Source organism: Candidatus Nitrospira nitrosa, from assembly GCF_001458735.1.
GTDB classification, from domain to species: domain Bacteria; phylum Nitrospirota; class Nitrospiria; order Nitrospirales; family Nitrospiraceae; genus Nitrospira_D; species Nitrospira_D nitrosa.
On sequence record NZ_CZQA01000011.1, the window covers coordinates 96,508 to 115,311 of the forward strand.

The following is an 18,804-nucleotide window of genomic DNA, read 5'->3' on the forward strand; positions in this document are numbered from 1 at the left end:
TTGCAGAAAAGATCAACCGTTTTCTGAAAGCGAAGGAGGGCGATGTCTTACGGTGACGCGGCAAGGGCTTCGCGAGCGCTGGTCTGAATGGTTTCAGTTGAGAGGCGGTGATGGCGAGCCACGAGGAATGCATCGTCGAGATCGATCTCTGTTCCTCGACGAAGCTTGGTAATCACGAAATCGATAGGAGACAAGACACGAATACGAAGGCGAGGTTCGTGAATGACATCGATGGCACGATCCCTATATCCCGGTGGCATGGCGACCACCGACCAACCGGAGAAATTTTGGGTCAGATCAGCGGGGATCTTTCGGGCTGTCAGGTAATCCCTCAGCGGCATGAGAGGGCTTTGTAGCTCGGCGTCGACATCGAGCGTCACCCGATTGGACACGCCGTAGGCGTGGAGGGCCAACCCGCCGACGAGGAGTAGGTCGACCGGGGTATTAGTGTCGGCGACGTACTGAGTGAGAAGTTTAACGAGATACTCAGCGGTGAGCGTAGGCAAAGTAGACCGCCTCGGCGAATGTTCGATACTCGCGGAAGTCAATCGGACCGGGGTCGATCGGAAGAGGGGCACGGTCGAAGAGATAACTGAGCAGGCGACGGTAGTGCGTATACCATCGGCAGGCTGTTCTGTGCGCGTCTTGTACCACCGGATCGGATTGCCAGGGGATCAGATCCAATTGGTCGTTCAATAAGATTTCAAGCCAGAGCACCCGCCGTCCTCTGGCGGTTTGAGTGGCTTCCTGAATCGACGTTGTGCCAAGGTAGGCCGGGAGCAGTTTGAGCGTCGGTGTGGGCGGTTGTGTAGGCCTGTCTGACATGGTGTTAGTGTAACATAGCCGTAAGCAGATCTATATCGGAACCGTCCGAATGCTTCCAGATTGACCGTGGAGGGTTCATTGCCCGGTCGATGGGCAGCTTCCATAAACACTGGCGTGTGCAGCCACACCGCTGGACGATGCGTATGGAAGGCCATCAAGCTGTCACGATTCCCCAACTATATAGGAGTGTCGCCATATAAAAGAAGCCGGGAGCCTATGTCGAATATTGGCGCACCCGGCCTTTGCCTGTCCCAGCGGAGGGCAAATCCATCGCCTATGTAGGCCTGTGGCCCAGTCTGAAAGTACAAGTGGGTGGCTCTTCCGTTGTGGCTGCGCCTGAGTGCTGATGAGATTACCGAAAAGCAAGGCTCAGATAAATCACCTACTGTGCATCTGTCCCAATCCTCGAAAAGGTTTGGCCATCAGGCAGCCCTATCCTAAGATGGCTGGATGTCAGCCAATGCCGCGCGGGTTCCCTCGCATCCACCGGAGTGCGAACGTTCTGACACCTCTTCAGTTGAGACAGATACCGGACTGATCTGCCTCCTCATTCTTGCGCGTTTTCATGATCTGCCTGCCGATGGTTCTCAGCTGCGGCATCAGTTTGCCCAGTCTGGACAGACCCTATCCGATACCGATCTCCTCCGTGCCGCCAAACATCTGGGTATGAAAGCCGGGCTGGTGAAGATCTCATGGAGCAAACTGTCCGGAACCCCGTTGCCGGCGATAGCCAAGCGAACGGACGGGCGATATCTTGTCTTGGCCAAAATCGAAGGAGACAAGGTGCTGGTCCAAGATCCCGTTGAAGGACGCCCCCTTGTGTTTGGTCGCCAAGACTTCGAGGGGATGTGGGCCGGTGAATTGTTGCTCTTTACGAAGCGGGCTCATGTCCGCCTCCAAGACCTGAAGTTTGACTTCACCTGGTTCATCCCAGAAATCGTCAAGTACCGCAAGTTTTTTGGAGAGGTCTTGGTTGCCTCGTTCTTTCTGCAGCTCTTTGCCCTGCTGACACCGCTCTTTACACAGGTGGTCATCGATAAGGTGCTTGTGCATAAGGGATTTACCACGCTCCATGTGCTGGCCATCGGGATGGTCACGCTGGCGGTCTTTGAGGCGCTCCTGGGAGGGCTTCGGACCTATCTGTTTGCCCATACCACGAATCGGATTGATGTCAGCCTCGGGGCTCAGCTTTTCCGCCATGTCCTGGCGCTGCCTCTTTCCTATTTTGAAGCAAGGCGCATCGGCGATACGGTGGCACGGGTCAGGGAGTTGGAGCAGATCCGCCAGTTCTTGACCAGCCATTCCGTCACCGTGGTGCTCGATGTGCTCTTTACTGTCGTGTTTCTGACCGTGATGTGGTTCTACAGTTCGACCCTCACGCTCGTGGTCATGGCGTCGTTGCCGATCTATGCATTGTTGTCCGTGGCGATTACGCCGGCGATCAGGGCTCGACTACATGAGAAGTTCAACCGAGGCGCCGAGAATCAAGCGTTCTTGGTGGAAGCCGTCAGCGGGATTCAAACCGTGAAGGCTCTGGCGGTGGAGCCGCCCCTGTTGCGGAAATGGGAGGAACAACTGGCCGGCTATGTGCAGGCGAGCTTTCGTGCTACGAGCATGATGACGATTGCTGGTCAGTCCGCAACCGCCGTGCAGAAGGTCACCACGGTAGCTGTGCTGTGGCTTGGAGCCTATCGTGTGATCGGCGGCGATCTCAGTATCGGTCAATTGATTGCCTTCAACATGCTGTCAGCCCAGGTCACCGGGCCAATTTTGCGGCTGGTGAATCTCTGGCAAGAGTTGCAGCAGGTCGGTATTTCGGTCGAGCGTTTAGGAGATGTGCTCAATACGTCGCCGGAGCCGTCCTACAATCCGAACCGGACGACCTTGCTCCATGTCGTCGGTCGCGTGCAATTCGACGACGTGACGTTTCGGTATCGACCTGATGGTCCAGAGGTCGTCCGCAAACTCTCTTGTCGTATTGAGCCAGGCCAGATGATCGGAATTGTCGGTCGATCGGGCTCGGGGAAAAGCACGATCGCGAAATTACTGCAGCGGCTCTATGTGCCGGAGCGAGGACGGATCCTAGTCGACGGCGTCGATCTGGCCCAGGTCGATCCGGCTTGGCTGCGACGACAGGTGGGTGTCGTGCTCCAAGAGAACTTCCTCTTCAACGGGTCAGTGCGGAGCAATATCGCGTTGACCGATCCCGGTTTGTCGATGGAGCAGGTGATTCAGGCGGCGAAGTTGGCCGGCGCCCATGAATTTATCCTAGAGCTATCGGACGGCTATGACACGGTAATCGGTGAGCATGGGTGTACCTTGTCCGGTGGCCAGCGGCAACGGGTCGCCATCGCTCGGGCCTTGGTTGCGAACCCTCGGATTCTGATATTTGACGAAGCCACTAGCGCACTGGACTCTGAATCTGAGGCGGTGATCCAGCGGAATATGGCAGAGATTGCCAAGGGGCGGACGGTCCTGGTGATCGCCCATCGGCTGAGCACGGTGCGGCCAGCTCATTGCATCTATGTCGTCGAACGGGGAGAAATTGTCGAGCAGGGGTCGCATGATGACCTACTCAGCATTGGCGGAGCGTATGCGCGGTTGCATGCTCACCAGCTCGGCAAGGGATAATCGACAAAGACCGTCCGCAGCGTTCTCACGTCGCTCGAGGCTCAACATACGGGACAGAGTACGATTCGCCTCTTCGCTCGCTGCGGCCCTGCTGGACGGTCTTTTGAACAGTCCGGGAGGCATTCCGATATCGTCGGCCACCAGACGTGTCCCGATTCATTGCTCAGGTGACCAGGGTTCGTCCACACACTGATCGTCAACGGAAACCGAGAGAGACTATGGCATTTGGCGGGCTGTCACGACATTGGACGGTCTGGAAGGCGGCTTGGCAGGCTGAATCACGTCAACCGTCCGGCACGGTTGCTCCTCGCGGGCGTGCCTCAGAATTTCTGCCGGCGTTGTTGGAAATCCAGCAGGCTCCTCCCTCGCCGATCGGTCGTGCGCTTATCTGGACGATTGTCGCAGCGTTCACTGCGTCCTTGCTGTGGGCCTCCTTCGGCTGGATCGACATTGTTGCGACTGCGCAGGGCAAGATCATTCCCAGCGGCTACTCGAAGGTCATCCAACCCTATGAAACCGGCGTGATTGCCGCCATTCATGTGCAGGATGGACAAGCGGTGCAGCAGGGGGATGTGCTGATCGAGCTCGATGCGACGCTCAATCGAGCCGATCGGGATCGAGTCGCGAACGAGCAGCGAAAGTTGATGCGGCTCGGTTACGGGCCCTCATCAAGGGCGAGGCTGCCTTTGATGCTCCCGCCGATGCCGATCAGGCATACGTCGGGCTACAACAACAGTTGTTGCGTGATCAACTCGCTGAGTATCAGGCCAAGGTGGCCGCGACGCAGCATCTTGTGGATCAACGCCAAGCGGCGCTCGAACAAACCAACGAGAACATTCTCCGTTTAGAAGCGACGGTGCCGATGGAGGTTGAGCGAGCGGACGCCTACAAGAAATTGCTGGAACATGAAGCCGTGACCAAGATGGACTTTCTCCAGGCAGAAGGTCAGCGGATCGACAAGGCACAGGAACTAGCCGGACAAAAGAAAAAGCTACAGCAAGATCGTGCGGCGCTGGCGGAGGCTGAGAAGCATTATCGAGCCACGGTGTCGGAATTCCAACAGAACAAGCAGGCCGAGTTGTCGGTGCTGGAAACCAAGGTGGCCTCGCTCGCACAGGAGGTGACGAAGGCCGGCCAAAAGGCGGGTCTGCAGCGGCTGATGTCCCCTATTGCCGGTGTGGTGCAGCAGCTTGCGGTCCATACCGTCGGTGGTGTCGTGACGCCGGCTCAACAGTTGCTTATCGTCGTGCCACGTGACCATCCGCTGGAAGTCGAAGCGCAGGTAGAAAATAAGGACGTCGGGTTTGTGAAGGAAGGGCAACCGGTCGAGATCAAGGTCGAAACGTTTCAGTTTACCTTATACGGGACGATTCCAGGCCATGTCTTGACGGTTTCCAACGATGCGGCTCCGATTGAAAAGGTTGGGCTTGTCTACCCCACCAGGGTCAGCATGGATCGGTCGGTGATCCACGTCGAAGGCAAGCAGGTGAACCTTTCTCCGGGTATGGCGGTTACGGTTGAGATGAAGACCGGTCAGCGACGGATCATCGAGTATCTGCTGAGCCCCTTGCTCAGGTCGGCACAAGAGAGTCTGAGAGAGCGGTAACAGGAGGCACAACCCGTGAGGTGTCGGAGGTAAAGAAGAAGTGAAACGTGAGAGGTCAAAGGTGAAGAGTGAGAGAGGGGCAGAAGAGAAACTGTGCCTCCGTGATCGATGTAGAGTGCTCGGTGTTGCCATCGTTGCTGTTGTAGCCACGACGAGTGCGGTTTGGGCGGGGGAGGCGGGGAATTCCGATCGGTTGATCCCGTCGCCGATGCTCTCGTTGACGTTGCGCGAAGCCTTGTCGGCCGCTGCCGACAGCAATCCCGATGTGCTGCTGTACAAGGAACGGATTCAAGAAGCCAAAGGCCAGGTGCAGACACAGTTGGGAGCCATGTTACCCAATCTTTCCGCCGATGTTCGACAGAGCCGGCGGACACAATTTCTTGGGACTATCGGTCTCTCACCCGTGCGTACAGATCCCTTCAGTATTTTCGATGCCCGGATCAGTGCGACGCAAAATCTCTTCAGCCTCAGCTTGATTCAGCGGTGGCGGGCTTCGCGGCAGTCACTACAGATGACGGAACAGGAGGCGGAAGCCAAGAAGCTTGACACAATGGCCACTGTGGCATTGGCTTATATGGAAGGGCTGAAAGCGATGGCCCTGATCAAGGCGCATGAATTGAATCAGCAGATCATGGAGGAGTTACTTGGAACGATTCGACAGCGGCAGCGTGGGGGCCTGGCCACAGGGCTCGATATTGCACGACTGGAAGCCCAACTAGCGGCAGAGCGGCAGCAGAGTTCCTCGGCTGGGTATGAGCTCGACCATGCCAAATTCAGCCTGATCAATCTGCTCGCGTTACCGACGCACAGTGCCGTGGCGCTGACCGATCAGTGGCGCATGGACGTGCCGGAGATTCCACGGTCGCAGAAGGCTGTCGAGGATGCGCTCGGTCAACGCCCCGAGGTCCAAGCGCAGTCTACCCGCGTACGAGCGGCTGAATTGATGTATGCCTCCATGACGGGGGAACGGGTGCCGTCACTCGTGGCACAGGGTGACTATGGGCTGGTCGGCAATCGCTGGAGTAATACGCTTGATACTTACAGTATGGCGCTCATTCTTCAGATTCCCATCTTCGATGGCGCACAACGTGAAGGGCGCATTGTTCAAGCGCGAAGCCAGTGGCAACAAGAGGCTCTTCGGATGAGGTCTGTGCTCAACCAAGTCACCATGGAAGTTCAAGATGCCCTGGCATCACTGACTGCGGCGAAAGAACAGGTGGGGATCGCCCAGGCTGGTCTCCGGATGGCGACGAAGGAGCTTGATCTGGCCCGGGAACGCTATGCCGTCATCACTTCCGCCAGCCACTTTGAACTGACGAATGGACTCTCGGCTGTCGCCCGTGCGCGAGAAAACCTCGTCAACGCGCTCTTTCAGCTGAATGCCGCCCGCATCAATCTCGCCCGTTCGACCGGGAGTCTGGAGACACTGAACTAGTGGCATGCGGAAACAGTCCGTCGGCGATGCTTTCGTCTCTGTGCTCGCGACGGCCTTTCTGCTTTCGATAACGATCCTCTCGGCGTATAAGTCGCGCTGAGAGGGTGCAGCTGTGTCTTGATTGATTCACCTTCGAAGGTGGATAATTCCTGGGAGAGGGTTGGGTTATGCCTGCATCCCGAGTTCGAACCTGGGTTCTTGCAGCTGGTATTGCCGCACTGCTGCTCCATTTTCCTACAGAAGTGGCACAGTATCTCCTGGCCCTTGTTCCGTATCAGCGCTCGACGCCTTTCGAGCTGGAGACCCTCACAGAGGTCGCACATGAAAATATCACCACGTTCTCACCTCGAACGTCCGATGAGTCAGTGTGGAAGGCCGTCATCACCCGGGTGTTTGGCATGGCGTTGATCGGACTGCCGGTTTGGTATTTCCTGCAGCGTCGAGAGCGCGAAGAAGAGCTACAGCAGCTTGATAAAGGCTGGGCCGCGCGCTTGCACGCACGCAGCGAAGAGTTAATGGCCGTCAATCACGCACTCGTCAGCGAGGTCTCGAAACGAATTGATACCGAACAGTCCCTGGAGGCCAACCGACGGGATCTGCGCATGCTTGCTTCTCAATTGCTTCGCCTTCAGGAAGAGGAACGACGGCGAATCTCACGTGATCTGCACGACGATATCAATCAACGACTAGCGCTCTTGTCGATCGACATTGAAATGTTAGAACGGCAGCTCTCACACGCGGCCGTCGGGACTGTCCGAACGGTGCGCAGCATTCAGGATCGTATTGTCGAACTGTCCGAAAGCGTTCGGCGTCTCGCCTATCAGTTTCATCCGTCCGTCCTTGATGATCTGGGCTTGTCTATTGCGCTCCGACGTCTTATTGATGATTTTCAGACTCGTACCGGTCTCGATGCTCGGTTCATCAGCAAAGAGATCCCGCAGCACCTGGCGCAGGACGTGGTCACATGCTTGTACCGTGTGACACAGGAAGGGTTGGCAAACATCGCGCGCCATGCGAGGGCACAAACCGTGCTGGTCGAACTGATGCGAGTGCGAGACGGGTTGCAGCTTCTGATACGGGATGACGGAGTGGGGTTTGACGTGAATCATGACGGCGGTCAGCGAGGTAGTCTCGGGCTGTTGAGTATGAAGGAACGAGTTGCGTTAGTTGCTGGGACGTTCACGATAGACTCGACACCGGGTACAGGAACACGTATCCGTGTCTGGGTTCCGTTTACACAGGAGTCTGTATGAGTAAGCCTCGCGTACTCTTGGCGGATGACCACGCCCTGGTGCTGGAAGGGTTCAAAAAGCTGCTGGAAGAGCATTGTCAGGTCGTCGGGTCCGTAGAAGATGGTCGTGCGTTGCTCGATGCAGCGGAACGCTTGCAACCGGACATTGTGGTCTTGGATATTTCGATGCCTAAACTGAACGGTCTCGATGCGGCGCGTCGGTTGCGAAAGATGGTGCCTCGACCACGACTGATTTTTGTGACGGTGCATGCGGATCAGGACTATGTCACTCAAGCTTTCAAGGCCGGCGCTTCAGCCTACCTGCTTAAACGGTCGGCGGGATCCGAGCTGGTACAGGCCATTGAAGCTGTGATGCACGACAATTATTACGTCACGTCGTTGATTGCCAAGGATCTGGTCCACGCTGCGATCGCGGACACGGAGTCGGACACCGGCGTGCAGGATCGCTTGCCGATGCGACAACGAGAGATTTTACAGCTTGTGGCTGAGGGACTGACACTCAAGGAAATCGCCTCAACGCTAGGGCTCTCTCCCAAGACGGTCGAGTATCACAAAGCCAAGCTCATGGAGCAGCTTGGCCTTCATACTACCGCTGAACTGACAAAATACGCACTCGCTCACGGGCTTACACCTTCCTCCGAGTAACAGTCTTCGTTTCCTCATTTCTTGGTGCATCCATTCCAAGGGAATTTCCGTCCCGACCCTAGGCATGTCCCGTATGGCACAGACCATGAGGTTTTGCTAAGTATGAGACAAGCTGCGGCGGGTCCTATGAAAAGGAGGTTTGTGGTGGCCTCCGGAGGAGACCCGAGGTTGTCGCCATGTTGATACAACAACTCGGCTCTTCTTCAATCGATGGGTCACCTGAAACGTATCGACCTACGCATGCGAATAATCTAACAGGGAGGTATCGTCATGGCAGCATCAAGTGAGCGAGGGTATGACGTCTCGCAGTGGTACGATTCGAAGCCGGTGAAGATCGGCTGGTTTGCGATGTTGGCGATCGGGGTGTTTTGGGTCCTGTACCAGCGAACCTTCGGGTATTCGCATGGGTTGGATTCCATGACCCCGGAGTTCGAGTCGGTGTGGATGGGGCTGTGGCGGTTTAACATTTTGGCCAACGCCATCTTCTTTGCCGTCTCGATCGGGTGGATCTGGGTGACGCGGGATCGGAACCTGACGAACCTGGACCCGAAGCTGGAGCTGAAGCGGTACTTTTACTGGATGGGCTGGTTGGTGTGCTACATCTGGGGCGTGTACTACGCGGGGAGCTACACGTTGGAGCAGGATGCGGCGTGGCATCAAGTGATCATCCGGGACACGAGCTTTACGGCGAGCCACATAGTGGCGTTCTACGGGACGTTCCCGCTGTACATTACGTGCGGGGTGTCGAGCTACCTGTATGCACAGACGCGGTTGCCGCTGTATAGCCAGGCGACGTCGTTCCCGTTGGTGGCGGCGGTGGTGGGGCCGATGTTCATTCTACCGAACGTGGGGCTCAATGAGTGGGGCCATGCGTTCTGGTTTGTGGATGAGCTGTTTGCGGCGCCGTTGCACTGGGGCTTTGTGACGTTGGGCTGGTGCGGGTTGTTCGGCGCGGCCGGTGGAGTGGCGGCGCAGATCGTGAGCCGGATGTCGAATCTGGCGGACGTGATCTGGAACAACGCCCCGAAGAGCATCTTGGATCCGTTCCCGGCCCAGGTGCAGAGCGCCAGCGCCAAGAGCGTGTACTAAGCAGATCGGTCGGTCTCGGAGGCGAGCCTGGGTGGTCGCGCGAATAAGCAAGGCTCAGGCCGCTTCTGATCGGCTGAAATGACGGAGGATGTCAGTTATGTTTAGAACCGATGAAATTATCAAGGCCTCGAAATTGCCGCCGGAAGGGGTGGCAATGTCTCGGCACATTGATCACATCTATTTTATCCCAATTTTGTTCATCACCATCGTCGGGACCTTTCACATGCACACCGCGTTGCTGTGCGGGGACTGGGATTTTTGGCTGGACTGGAAGGATCGGCAATGGTGGCCGATCGTCACCCCGATTACGACCATTACGTTTTGTGCGGCCCTGCAGTATTACAATTGGGTGAACTATCGTCAGCCGTTCGGGGCGACGATTACGATTCTGGCGCTTGGGTTCGGAAAGTGGATTGCCGTCTATACGTCGTGGTGGTGGTGGTCGAATTATCCGCCGAACTTCGTCATGCCGGCGACACTGCTGCCGAGCGCATTGGTCTTGGACATCACGCTCTTGCTCACCAGGAACTGGACCTTGACGGCGGTGATCGGCGCATGGATGTACGCGATTCTGTTTTATCCCAGCAACTGGCCGATCTTTGGCTATAGCCACACCCCGATCGTGGTCGATGGCTCGTTGCTCTCATGGGCCGACTACATGGGCTTCATGTATGTCCGGACCGGGACGCCGGAGTACATCCGCATGATCGAGGTCGGGTCGCTGCGCACCTTCGGTGGGCACAGCACCATGATCTCGGCCTTCTTCTCGGCGTTTGCCTCGTCGCTTGTGTACGTACTGTGGTGGCAGTTCGGGAAATTCTTCTGCACCTCGTACTTCTACTTCACGGATGACAGGCAGAGAACGGTCAAGGTGTACGACGTATTCGCCTACGCCACGTTAGCACACGGCGATAAGGCAAAAGTTGGGGGGAAAGCATGAACGCCACATCTCGAACACATGATTCGGAGAGTCATGTAGAGTCGGCGTTCTAAGTAGGGGCTGGTAAGAACCGGCGGGCTCGATTATCCGAGCTCGCCGGCTTTGGTGGTCTGAGTATGACGGTGAATGTCAGCAATAGTGAAACGGACATGAACGGTCCACACAGCGTCTTATCGTGTGGACACGCATCACGGTGATCGGCCCTCTATCGTGGCGGATCCTCTGGGAGGCTAGAAGTGAAAAGCAAGACGCAAACCATCGTATTTTGGATGATCGTGGGCCTGTCGATATTCTTTCTTCTCAACCTCTGGAATACACCTACGCGTGCGGTCGTAGAGGAAGAGATTATGTTTAGCGACTTCATGGCAAAACTCGACCAGGGTGCTGTCGAGAAGGTCACCATGCAGGGACATCGTCTCACCGGCGTGTTGAAAGATAACTCCCAGGTGCGAACCTACATGGCGGACTATCCTGATCTCGTCCAAATGCTGCGCGAGAAGCATGTTCAGATCGAGGTCAGGCCGCAGGGTGAAAGTGCTTGGTATGTGACGGTGCTCATGACCTGGGGGCCGTTCGTGCTTTTTCTCGGGGTGTGGCTGTTCATTATGCGCCGAATGCAGAATGGGAACGCGGCCTTATCTCTCGTGAAGAATAGGGCCCGCATGCTGACGGATGAGCGGAAAAAAGTCACGTTTTCCGATGTGGCGGGCATTGACGAAGTGAAAGCGGATGTGCAGGAAACGGTCGAATTTCTGAAGGACCCCAGGAAGTTCCAAAAACTCGGCGGGCGCATTCCCAAAGGTGTGTTGGTCGTGGGCCCGCCTGGGACCGGGAAGACACTTTTGGCGAAGGCGATTGCCGGCGAAGCGGGCGTACCGTTCTTCAGCATTAGCGGTTCAGACTTTGTGGAAATGTTTGTGGGAGTCGGAGCCTCCCGTGTTCGCAGTATGTTCGAAGACGCAAAAAAGCATGCTCCTTGTATTATCTTCATTGATGAAATCGACGCAGTCGGACGATCACGAGGAGGGGGGATTGGGGGCGGCAACGATGAACGCGAGCAAACACTCAATCAGTTGCTGGTTGAGATGGACGGATTTGATACGACAGAGGGCGTGATTTTGGTGGCGGCTACCAATCGGCCAGATGTCCTTGACCCTGCTCTGCTGCGGCCAGGTCGATTCGACAGGCAAGTCGTGGTGAATCATCCCGATCTGAGGGGCCGGACGGAGATCCTGAAGGTTCATGCGAAAAAAGTTCCGGTGGCAGCAGACGTGGACCTGCAAACAATCGCTCGAGGAACCCCGGGATTCTCAGGCGCCGATTTGGAAAACCTCGTCAATGAGGCGGCGCTGTGGGCAGCTCGTCAGAGCAAAGACGAGGTGGGGTCCGCGGATTTTGAGAAGGCGAAGGATAAGATTCTGATGGGTGCCGAGCGCAAGAGCATGATATTGACGGACGAGGAGAAGCGTGTCACCGCGTATCATGAGGCTGGTCATGCCTTAGTAGCGCAACTCCTGCCTGGTACAGATCCCGTTCACAAAGTATCGATTATTCCGAGAGGTCGCGCACTGGGGGTGACCTTACAGTTGCCGACCAATGACCGCCACAATTACTCCAAAGAGTTCTTATACAACACGCTCGCCATTCTTCTTGGGGGCAGGGTGGCCGAAGAGCTGGTGTTCAACCAGGTGACAACCGGTGCTGGCAACGATTTGGAACGGGCTACAGCCCTTGCGCGGCAAATGGTATGCGAATGGGGTATGAGTGAAACGCTGGGACCTCTCACGTTCGGGCAGAAAGAGGGAACAACATTTCTGGGACGTTCGTTTTCGACGAATCGTGACTGCAGTGATCAAATGGCAGCGGAGATTGACCTGGAAATCAAGCGTCTCATCACAGAAAACTATGCAAGGGTCAGGCAGGTGTTGACGGAACGGATGACGACCTTGGTTGCGCTGGCAGAAGCACTTCTGGAAAAGGAGGTGTTGGATGCAAGGGAGATTCAAGAGGTTCTTCTGCGGTCGTCTTAAGATGGTTCGATCTAACGCGCAGTATTCATGAACGCTTCTCTTGGACCCCGTATCGAACCCGTGAAGAAACGTCTGAGGAAAGGGTAATCAACGGCGGAATACACCCGGCATCATTGTGGTGATGTCATTGGGTCGTTTCACGCCGCTATCACCAAGCTCGACATCTTCTTACCCTGACGCGTGGAGATCGTTACAGACCTGTTGATTGTGGTGTCTATAGCCAAGCCCTCAATTACTGATGGACATAGGCAGTGGACTTTAGCGATCATGCGGGCATGAGATGTTCACCAGATTTGCGCCAGCGGGTCGTGGATTTTGTCCGAAGTGGGGGAAGCAAGGCCGACGCGGCTCGGCGGTTCAAAGTCGGTGAGGCGAGCGTGTACCGCTGGCTCAAGCCTGGTGGCCTAACGTACCAGCGTCCTGGTCCTCGTCGGGCCCACAAATTGGATTGGGAGCAGTTACGCCGTCATGTGGAGGACCATCCCGATCGGATACAAGCAGAACGGGCGCGGCATTTCCACGTCTCCCGACATTGCATCTGGAACGCGCTGCGCAAACTGGCCGTCACGCATAAAAAAAAGGATGGGCTACCAAGAACGTGACCCTCTCCAACGACGACGGTTCCTCCGTCTTCGTGAACGGTTTCTGCGACGCGGCAAACAGCCCGTCTACATCGATGAATGTGGGTTTGCCCCGTCGACGGTGCGGCGCTATGGATACGCGCCGAAAGGCCAGCGTGTAGATGGCCTGGTGTCCGGGCATCGACGGCCACGCACCTCGCTCATTGCCGCTCGTATGGATGGGCAACTGGTAGAGCCCTGTCTGTTCAAAGGCACCTGCGATACCGTGGTCTTCAACGCGTGGCTGCAGACGAGATTGTGCCCGCGCCTGACCGCCCACCATCTCGTCATCATGGACAATGCCACCTTTCATACCTCGCCCGAAACAGCGCAGCTCATCAAGGCGACTGGGGCGACCTTGCTATTCCTTGCACCCTATTCCCCCGACCTCAATCCCATCGAGCGGGACTTCGCCGTGCTGAAGAAACGCCGGGAATATCAGGAGCAAGCCACGCTCGACGACATCGTCAAGGCCTATCAATGATTGTGAACTTAGCTATAGTGTTTTCCGGGGTGTCTTATGCTCGATCTCTCACGCGCAGTCCCATACCTATGTCGGCTATCGACCGGTGGTAGAATGCTCTCAGTTCATTCCACAACTCCCCAGGCTGATCGTTACTCCGGGATGTTTACTTTTCCAGAAGTTGAATGCCTCATCATCGATAATCTCAAGTGTTTTATGCCCTCGCTCACAGGTATGACCTGATTCATGGGTAAAGAGAGCAAAGTAACATGCCTGACGGTCTTCAAGGTTTGGGAGTGCCCGTACCGTGGTGAGAAAGCCTGGACACATATGGCATTTTTTCGTCAAAGGGCTTGCCCAGCCATTCGCACCTTTGCACATACCGTCCATTGTTTTTTCGCACACCACTTTCCCATTCTTCTTGAAGCGATCTTCTAGACAGCTCCCTATATTGACCGGCCAACCTCGAATCCCTTCAAGGGTCTTTTCAAACTCAGTCCAATTATCGGCTCCCCAGTCGATCGCCTGTCCGATTTCCGTCGTCTCCTGTGATGAGCAGTCTGTAACATTCGATGCTGCGGGAGATAGCTCCTCACTACTGATCGTGACCGTCTTTCGCATCTTATCCGTACACGTGAAGTCATCCGTGACCGTACTCACGGCATCTTCCCATTTCGTCCCTCCGATATGCCGCTGGTATGTCACCTTAAATTTTGTTGTATCTTTTTCTATGTGTTCCAGATCCTGCTTTTTGGTCCACTCCTTACCAGGTAAAATCTTCTGATGTCCATCTACACCAAACATGGATTCCGTGCGCCATTTGTCGGCCTTATAATCATAGTATTGAAACTTGGTTACCTTGATTTCGTCCGCCGTGTCGTTTTTAAAGGTGATGTCGACATTGCTACAGACATCACCGATTGCCAGTGCCTGTTCCGTCATTGATATAAGGCCCATGGATATTGCTGCGACAAAGAAGGCTGTTCTGTACATACGGTATCTCCTTTCTGCGGTTCATGCCGATCAGGCGAAAGAATACGTTGTAGGTGTTCCTGAGTGAATCTCCTGTTTTTAGCTGGCTTCGTCTAAGCAAGTTACCTAGCAATAGACGTGCCTCACCGAGCAGAAGCCAGGACTGGTCCATTTCACCATCTGGAGTGGTGGATCTTGCTGGAAATGGGGATATAGATGGGATGAACCTCAGCACGAACGGATCTGAAGGAGTCGGATATGTGAGTATCAAAAAGGATACAGGGATGTATCGTTTTTTTGAGGAAGCAGAAAGTTGATGTCCGAGAAGAGGTGAGGTTGATGGCACTCGATCTTGTTCGATAGTGCGTATCGTGTACAAAAGGTGATCGGTGCTCTGGTCGATCACACAACCTAGAAGAGTTTTTTAGAGAAAAAGATGAACGAGGCTAGCCATCCAGATGGTGACGAAGAAGCTCGATTTGGCTCGCCACGCCACCATTGTTTCCACCAGCCACTTTGCGCTGACCAATGGACGCACCGCGTCTTTCGCGTGAGAGAAAACCTCGTTAACGCACTCTTTCAGCTCAACGCCGCCCGCGTCAATCTCGCTCGTTCGATCGGGAGTCTACAGACCTTGCAGGAGCGGGCTCTGATTCGCCATCCATTCGCCGTACTATCGAGCCGTTGAAGAAGCAACGATTCATTGCCCTTTAATCCTGTTGCGTTACGATAAGTCATCCACATTGTCTGAGGACTATCTCCGGCATTGACTTGATTCGACCCTTCACGCACACTCCCGGCATGTACGATCAGTCTGAAAGTGACCTCTTACGGATGTTGGCCGATCGGGCCGGCATTGCGGCGGACTACTACGACATTGCCGGCACCCAGCATGTGACGACTGATGAGGCCCGACGTGCCATCCTCGGTGCCATGAATCTGCAGGTTGGCACGCGTGAAGAGCTCGTGGCGGAACTCGAAGCATGGGATGATCGCTGGTGGTTGCGAGGGTGTGAACCGGTCCATGTGTTGCGATTGGGATGTCCGGCGGGAACTTGGTCGCTGTACGTGCCATGTGAAAGTTCAGACGAGTCCGATTTGTCCGTCAGATGGACCGTCACTACGGAGCAGGGAGATGCGCGATCTGAGCAGATGGAGGGGCAGGGCTTTACGATTGAAGAGAGCCGAACGATTCAGGGGCGGCGGTTTATTCGCACCACAGTGGCCTTTCCGCAAGATCTCCCGCTCGGGTATTACACGCTGACCGCCCAGACCAAAGGGGGCCGCACGAACACGGACGTGACCTCTCGCCTCATCGTCGCACCGGAACGGTGCTATATCCCTGATCCGCTGCAGCAGGGGATGCGATGGTGGGGCGTCGCTCTGCAACTCTATTCTTTGCGGAGCCAGCAGAATTGGGGGATCGGGGATTTCCGTGATCTCGGTGCGGTCATCGACTGGGCCGGCAAACAGTTGGGCGCCTCAGTGATCGGGCTCAATCCGCTCCATGCGCTTAAGAACACGAAGCCCTATCACATCAGTCCCTATTCACCCACCAGCCGTCTCTTCCTCAATGACGTGTATATCGACATCTCCCAGGTTTCGGAGTGTCGGACGGATGCCGAGGTACAAGCCCGGTTGGCTGATCCCACGGTTCGTGCTCGGATCGATGCGGCGCGGCAAAGCGAGTTAGTGGACTATGAGGCGGTGCAATCGGTCAAACGAGAGGTTCTCGAGCTGTGTTATCGGGCATTTGTCCGGGATAACTTCGATGGGGTTGAACCGGAGTTATGTCCGACCACCGATCGAGGGAGAAGTTTTCAAGACTTCACGGAGCGAGAGGGTGAGTCGCTTCTACGCTATGCGCTGTTTCAAGCGTTGGAAGAGGCGCAACGGGCCGCTCAATCTCCCCCCATCACCTGGGAGGATTGGCCTGAACCCTATCGCACGCCGACATCGGAAGAGGTGGGAGCATTTCGCCGTTGCCATATGCATCGGGTGCGGTTTTTTGAATATCTGCAATGGTTGGCAGCTGAGCAATTACGCGGGCTGGTCAAGCAGACGCATGATGCAGGGATGCCGATCGGTTTGTACCATGACTTTGCCTTGGGTAGCGATCGCTACGGCGCCGATGGGTGGTTGAATCGAGAGGTGCTCGCCTTCAAGGCCGACTGTGGAGCCCCGCCCGATGCCTTTGCGCCGGAAGGACAAAATTGGGGTTTTTCCCCTCTCGACCCGTTGCGACTGCGTGCGAACGGGTATCGGTATTTTAGTGTGTTGCTCCGTAACAATCTCCGCTATGGAGGTGCGATACGGATCGACCATGTCATGGCACTCTTTCGACTGTTCTGGATTCCCCGTGGACTTCCCCCTGCGATGGGGACCTATGTGTATTATCGAGACGACGAACTATTGGCCATCCTGGCGTTAGAGAGTGTGCGGGCAAAAGCACTGGTGATCGGTGAAGATCTGGGTACCGTTCCTGATTGGGTGCGTGAGCGACTCGGACCGGCCGGGGTCTTATCCTATCGAGTTTTCTATTTTGAGCGAGAACATTGGGGAAGATGGAAGCCTCCGGCTCAGTACCCTGCGCAAGCCCTCGCGGTGGCCACGACACACGATCTGCCGACGCTGGTGGGATACTGGGAGGGTGCGGATATCGAAACTCGATCCGCACTGGGCTTGTTTCCTTCGGAGGATGCACGGCAAGCGATGTGGGCGGACCGGCAGCGAGAGAAGAGTGGAATCCTCGCGGCCTTGAAGTCGGACGGCCTGCTGCCCTCCTGGGTCTCCGATGATCCGGCGTACACGCCCGCCATGACGTCTGAACTCGTGGAATGTATTCATCAGTATCTGGCCCGAAGCCCTGCCTGGCTGGTCTTGGCCAATCTCGAAGATATGATCGGCACCCGACTCCAGACCAATCTTCCAGGGACGGTGGATCAGCATCCGAATTGGTGTCGGAAATTGAGTGCGACGGTGGAGGACTTGACTCAAGATCCTCGCCCTCAACGGCTTGCGGCCCTGTTGCGTTTGACCCGCCCTCTTGTGTAAGTAGTACTGTGAAGGAATCCTCACGGTCGTGAGGCTCTCGATGCAGAGCCCGTGGGACAAGGCAATGCAATGGCAGGCATGACGCATCGCGACCGTATTGTACTGGCTATCGCCGCCGCCTGTTTTCTGATCATCCTGATCATCGAGCAGTTTGCTCCGGCCAACGTCGTCGTGGCCTATGGATACGTGCTGCCGATTTTGCTGGTCGCGACCTTTCGGAATCGCACGATGATGCTGGTCACCGTCTTGGCCTGTGTGGTCGCAACGTATTCGGGCCTTCTCCAACCCACCAAACCTGGGCGATTTCAAGCGGCGTTGATCAATCGGAGCGTCGTCGTCAGCGTCTTATTGCTGGTCGCGTATCTCGGCATGAGTTGGGAGGAGCGAAAGGCGCGGGAGGAGGCCGCGCGAGCGGCCTTGGCCAATGAAACGGAGAGTCTCCTCAAAGCCAATACGCAACTGGTGCAGGCAAAGGATCAACTGAATCGGTCGGAACGACTCGCGGCGGTCGGGCAGCTGGTGGCCTCCGTCGCACATGAAGTCGGTACCCCGCTTCACTCGATTGCCTGGCATGTGCAAGCCTTGGCTGAAGAGCCTGGTGTGACCCCCGACATGAAGAAACGGGTAGCGGTCATTGACGAACAACTGGCGCGAGTGGTGCGCATCATCCAGGACTTGCTTTCCTCAACCCGTCCTCGACAGCCGGAACCGGAGTGGCTGTCGGTCGGAGAAGTGGTGAGTCCTTCGGCGGTGCTGATGGAGCCGGCGTTTCATGAAAAGGGTCTCACGTTGACGGTCGAGATTCCCAAAGACCTTCCGTTCGTGTGGGCGGACAAGGAAAAGATCCATCAAGTACTTGTGAATGTGTTGGCGAATGCGCTCGCCGCAACCCCTGCACATGGGACGGTCACCGTGACTGCGGGATGTCGCGAGGCGTCAGCCGACGAGCTCGAGCGCGGTCGGCTCGTGGCCGATGGCATGTCTCCAATGGTGGTGACCATCCTGATACAGGATACAGGGTGTGGAATGCCGACAGCCGATCTGGAAAAGGCGTTCGAGCCGTTTTTCACCACCAAGGCGGTTGGCAAAGGCACTGGCTTGGGACTATTCTTAAGCCGCGAATCAGTTGTGGCGCATGGTGGAAGCCTGGTGCTCGGCAGTGTGATCGGGCAGGGCACGACCGTGACGCTGACGTTACCGGCAATGCGACGTGCCTCTGTTCCTGTAAAGGGAGAGACATGA

General features: G+C 56.1%; 15 protein-coding genes and 1 pseudogene. 13 read left to right on the forward strand and 3 right to left on the reverse strand.

What is annotated here, in order from left to right:
• Positions 1 to 47: 47 nt before the first annotated feature.
• Together COMA1_RS17205 and COMA1_RS17210 are read right to left on the reverse strand one after the other, a co-directional pair.
• Positions 48 to 506 carry a DUF6036 family nucleotidyltransferase gene (locus COMA1_RS17205; protein ID WP_090750773.1) on the reverse strand — a complete coding sequence of 153 codons (459 nt, stop codon included), beginning with the start codon at positions 504 to 506 and terminating at the stop codon, positions 48 to 50.
• Positions 487 to 825, reverse strand: a complete 339-nt coding sequence (locus COMA1_RS17210; RefSeq protein WP_090750774.1) for a hypothetical protein — start codon at positions 823 to 825, stop codon at positions 487 to 489. The genes COMA1_RS17205 and COMA1_RS17210 overlap by 20 nt, the downstream gene beginning before the upstream one ends.
• Positions 826 to 1,275: 450 nt before the next feature.
• Here COMA1_RS17210 and COMA1_RS17215 point away from each other — a divergent pair, with 450 nt between their 5' ends.
• From COMA1_RS17215 to COMA1_RS17265, 11 genes and pseudogenes are all read left to right on the forward strand, one after another.
• Positions 1,276 to 3,456: a type I secretion system permease/ATPase gene (locus tag COMA1_RS17215; RefSeq protein ID WP_090750775.1), complete on the forward strand. Its 2,181-nt coding sequence runs from the start codon at positions 1,276 to 1,278 to the stop codon at positions 3,454 to 3,456.
• Between the two features lie 218 nt (positions 3,457 to 3,674).
• Positions 3,675 to 4,037: pseudogene (locus COMA1_RS21670) on the forward strand (hypothetical protein); the annotation flags it as partial.
• Positions 4,038 to 4,123: 86 nt separating this feature from the next.
• Positions 4,124 to 5,062, forward strand: a complete 939-nt coding sequence (locus tag COMA1_RS17225; RefSeq protein ID WP_245631148.1) for an HlyD family type I secretion periplasmic adaptor subunit — start codon at positions 4,124 to 4,126, stop codon at positions 5,060 to 5,062.
• Positions 5,063 to 5,123: 61 nt separating this feature from the next.
• Positions 5,124 to 6,497: a TolC family protein gene (locus COMA1_RS17230; RefSeq protein ID WP_141654396.1), complete on the forward strand. Its 1,374-nt coding sequence runs from the start codon at positions 5,124 to 5,126 to the stop codon at positions 6,495 to 6,497.
• Positions 6,498 to 6,664: 167 nt separating this feature from the next.
• Positions 6,665 to 7,750 carry a sensor histidine kinase gene (locus COMA1_RS17235; RefSeq protein ID WP_090750779.1) on the forward strand — a complete coding sequence of 362 codons (1,086 nt, stop codon included), beginning with the start codon at positions 6,665 to 6,667 and terminating at the stop codon, positions 7,748 to 7,750.
• Positions 7,747 to 8,394, forward strand: a complete 648-nt coding sequence (locus tag COMA1_RS17240) for a response regulator (RefSeq protein ID WP_090750780.1) — start codon at positions 7,747 to 7,749, stop codon at positions 8,392 to 8,394. Before COMA1_RS17235 ends, COMA1_RS17240 begins: the two co-directional genes overlap by 4 nt.
• 270 nt (positions 8,395 to 8,664) lie before the next feature.
• Positions 8,665 to 9,483 (forward strand): bacterial ammonia monooxygenase, subunit AmoC, encoded by an 819-nt coding sequence (gene amoC / locus COMA1_RS17245; protein WP_090745593.1) that lies wholly within the window; start codon positions 8,665 to 8,667, stop codon positions 9,481 to 9,483.
• Between the two features lie 97 nt (positions 9,484 to 9,580).
• A complete protein-coding gene (amoA, locus tag COMA1_RS17250; RefSeq protein ID WP_090742150.1) occupies positions 9,581 to 10,423 on the forward strand; it encodes a bacterial ammonia monooxygenase, subunit AmoA in 843 nt (280 codons plus the stop codon).
• Between the two features lie 269 nt (positions 10,424 to 10,692).
• Positions 10,693 to 12,453, forward strand: a complete 1,761-nt coding sequence (gene ftsH / locus COMA1_RS17255) for an ATP-dependent zinc metalloprotease FtsH (protein ID WP_090750871.1) — start codon at positions 10,693 to 10,695, stop codon at positions 12,451 to 12,453.
• 275 nt (positions 12,454 to 12,728) lie between these two features.
• Positions 12,729 to 13,055, forward strand: coding sequence for an IS630 transposase-related protein (locus tag COMA1_RS17260; RefSeq protein WP_141654397.1), 327 nt, complete (start codon positions 12,729 to 12,731; stop codon positions 13,053 to 13,055).
• Positions 13,036 to 13,557: an IS630 family transposase gene (locus tag COMA1_RS17265; protein WP_090750782.1), complete on the forward strand. Its 522-nt coding sequence runs from the start codon at positions 13,036 to 13,038 to the stop codon at positions 13,555 to 13,557. Before COMA1_RS17260 ends, COMA1_RS17265 begins: the two co-directional genes overlap by 20 nt.
• A gap of 99 nt (positions 13,558 to 13,656) precedes the next feature.
• Here COMA1_RS17265 and COMA1_RS17270 read toward each other — a convergent pair whose 3' ends face one another.
• On the reverse strand, positions 13,657 to 14,529 hold the full coding sequence (locus COMA1_RS17270) for a hypothetical protein (protein ID WP_090750783.1): 873 nt from the start codon (positions 14,527 to 14,529) through the stop codon (positions 13,657 to 13,659).
• A gap of 780 nt (positions 14,530 to 15,309) precedes the next feature.
• On the opposite strand from COMA1_RS17270, the gene malQ reads away from it, so the two are divergent.
• The gene (gene malQ / locus COMA1_RS17275) at positions 15,310 to 17,562 is read left to right on the forward strand and encodes a 4-alpha-glucanotransferase (RefSeq protein ID WP_090750784.1); all 2,253 of its coding nucleotides are present in this window, start codon (positions 15,310 to 15,312) and stop codon (positions 17,560 to 17,562) included.
• A gap of 51 nt (positions 17,563 to 17,613) precedes the next feature.
• On the forward strand, positions 17,614 to 18,804 hold the full coding sequence (locus COMA1_RS17280) for a sensor histidine kinase (RefSeq protein WP_090750785.1): 1,191 nt from the start codon (positions 17,614 to 17,616) through the stop codon (positions 18,802 to 18,804).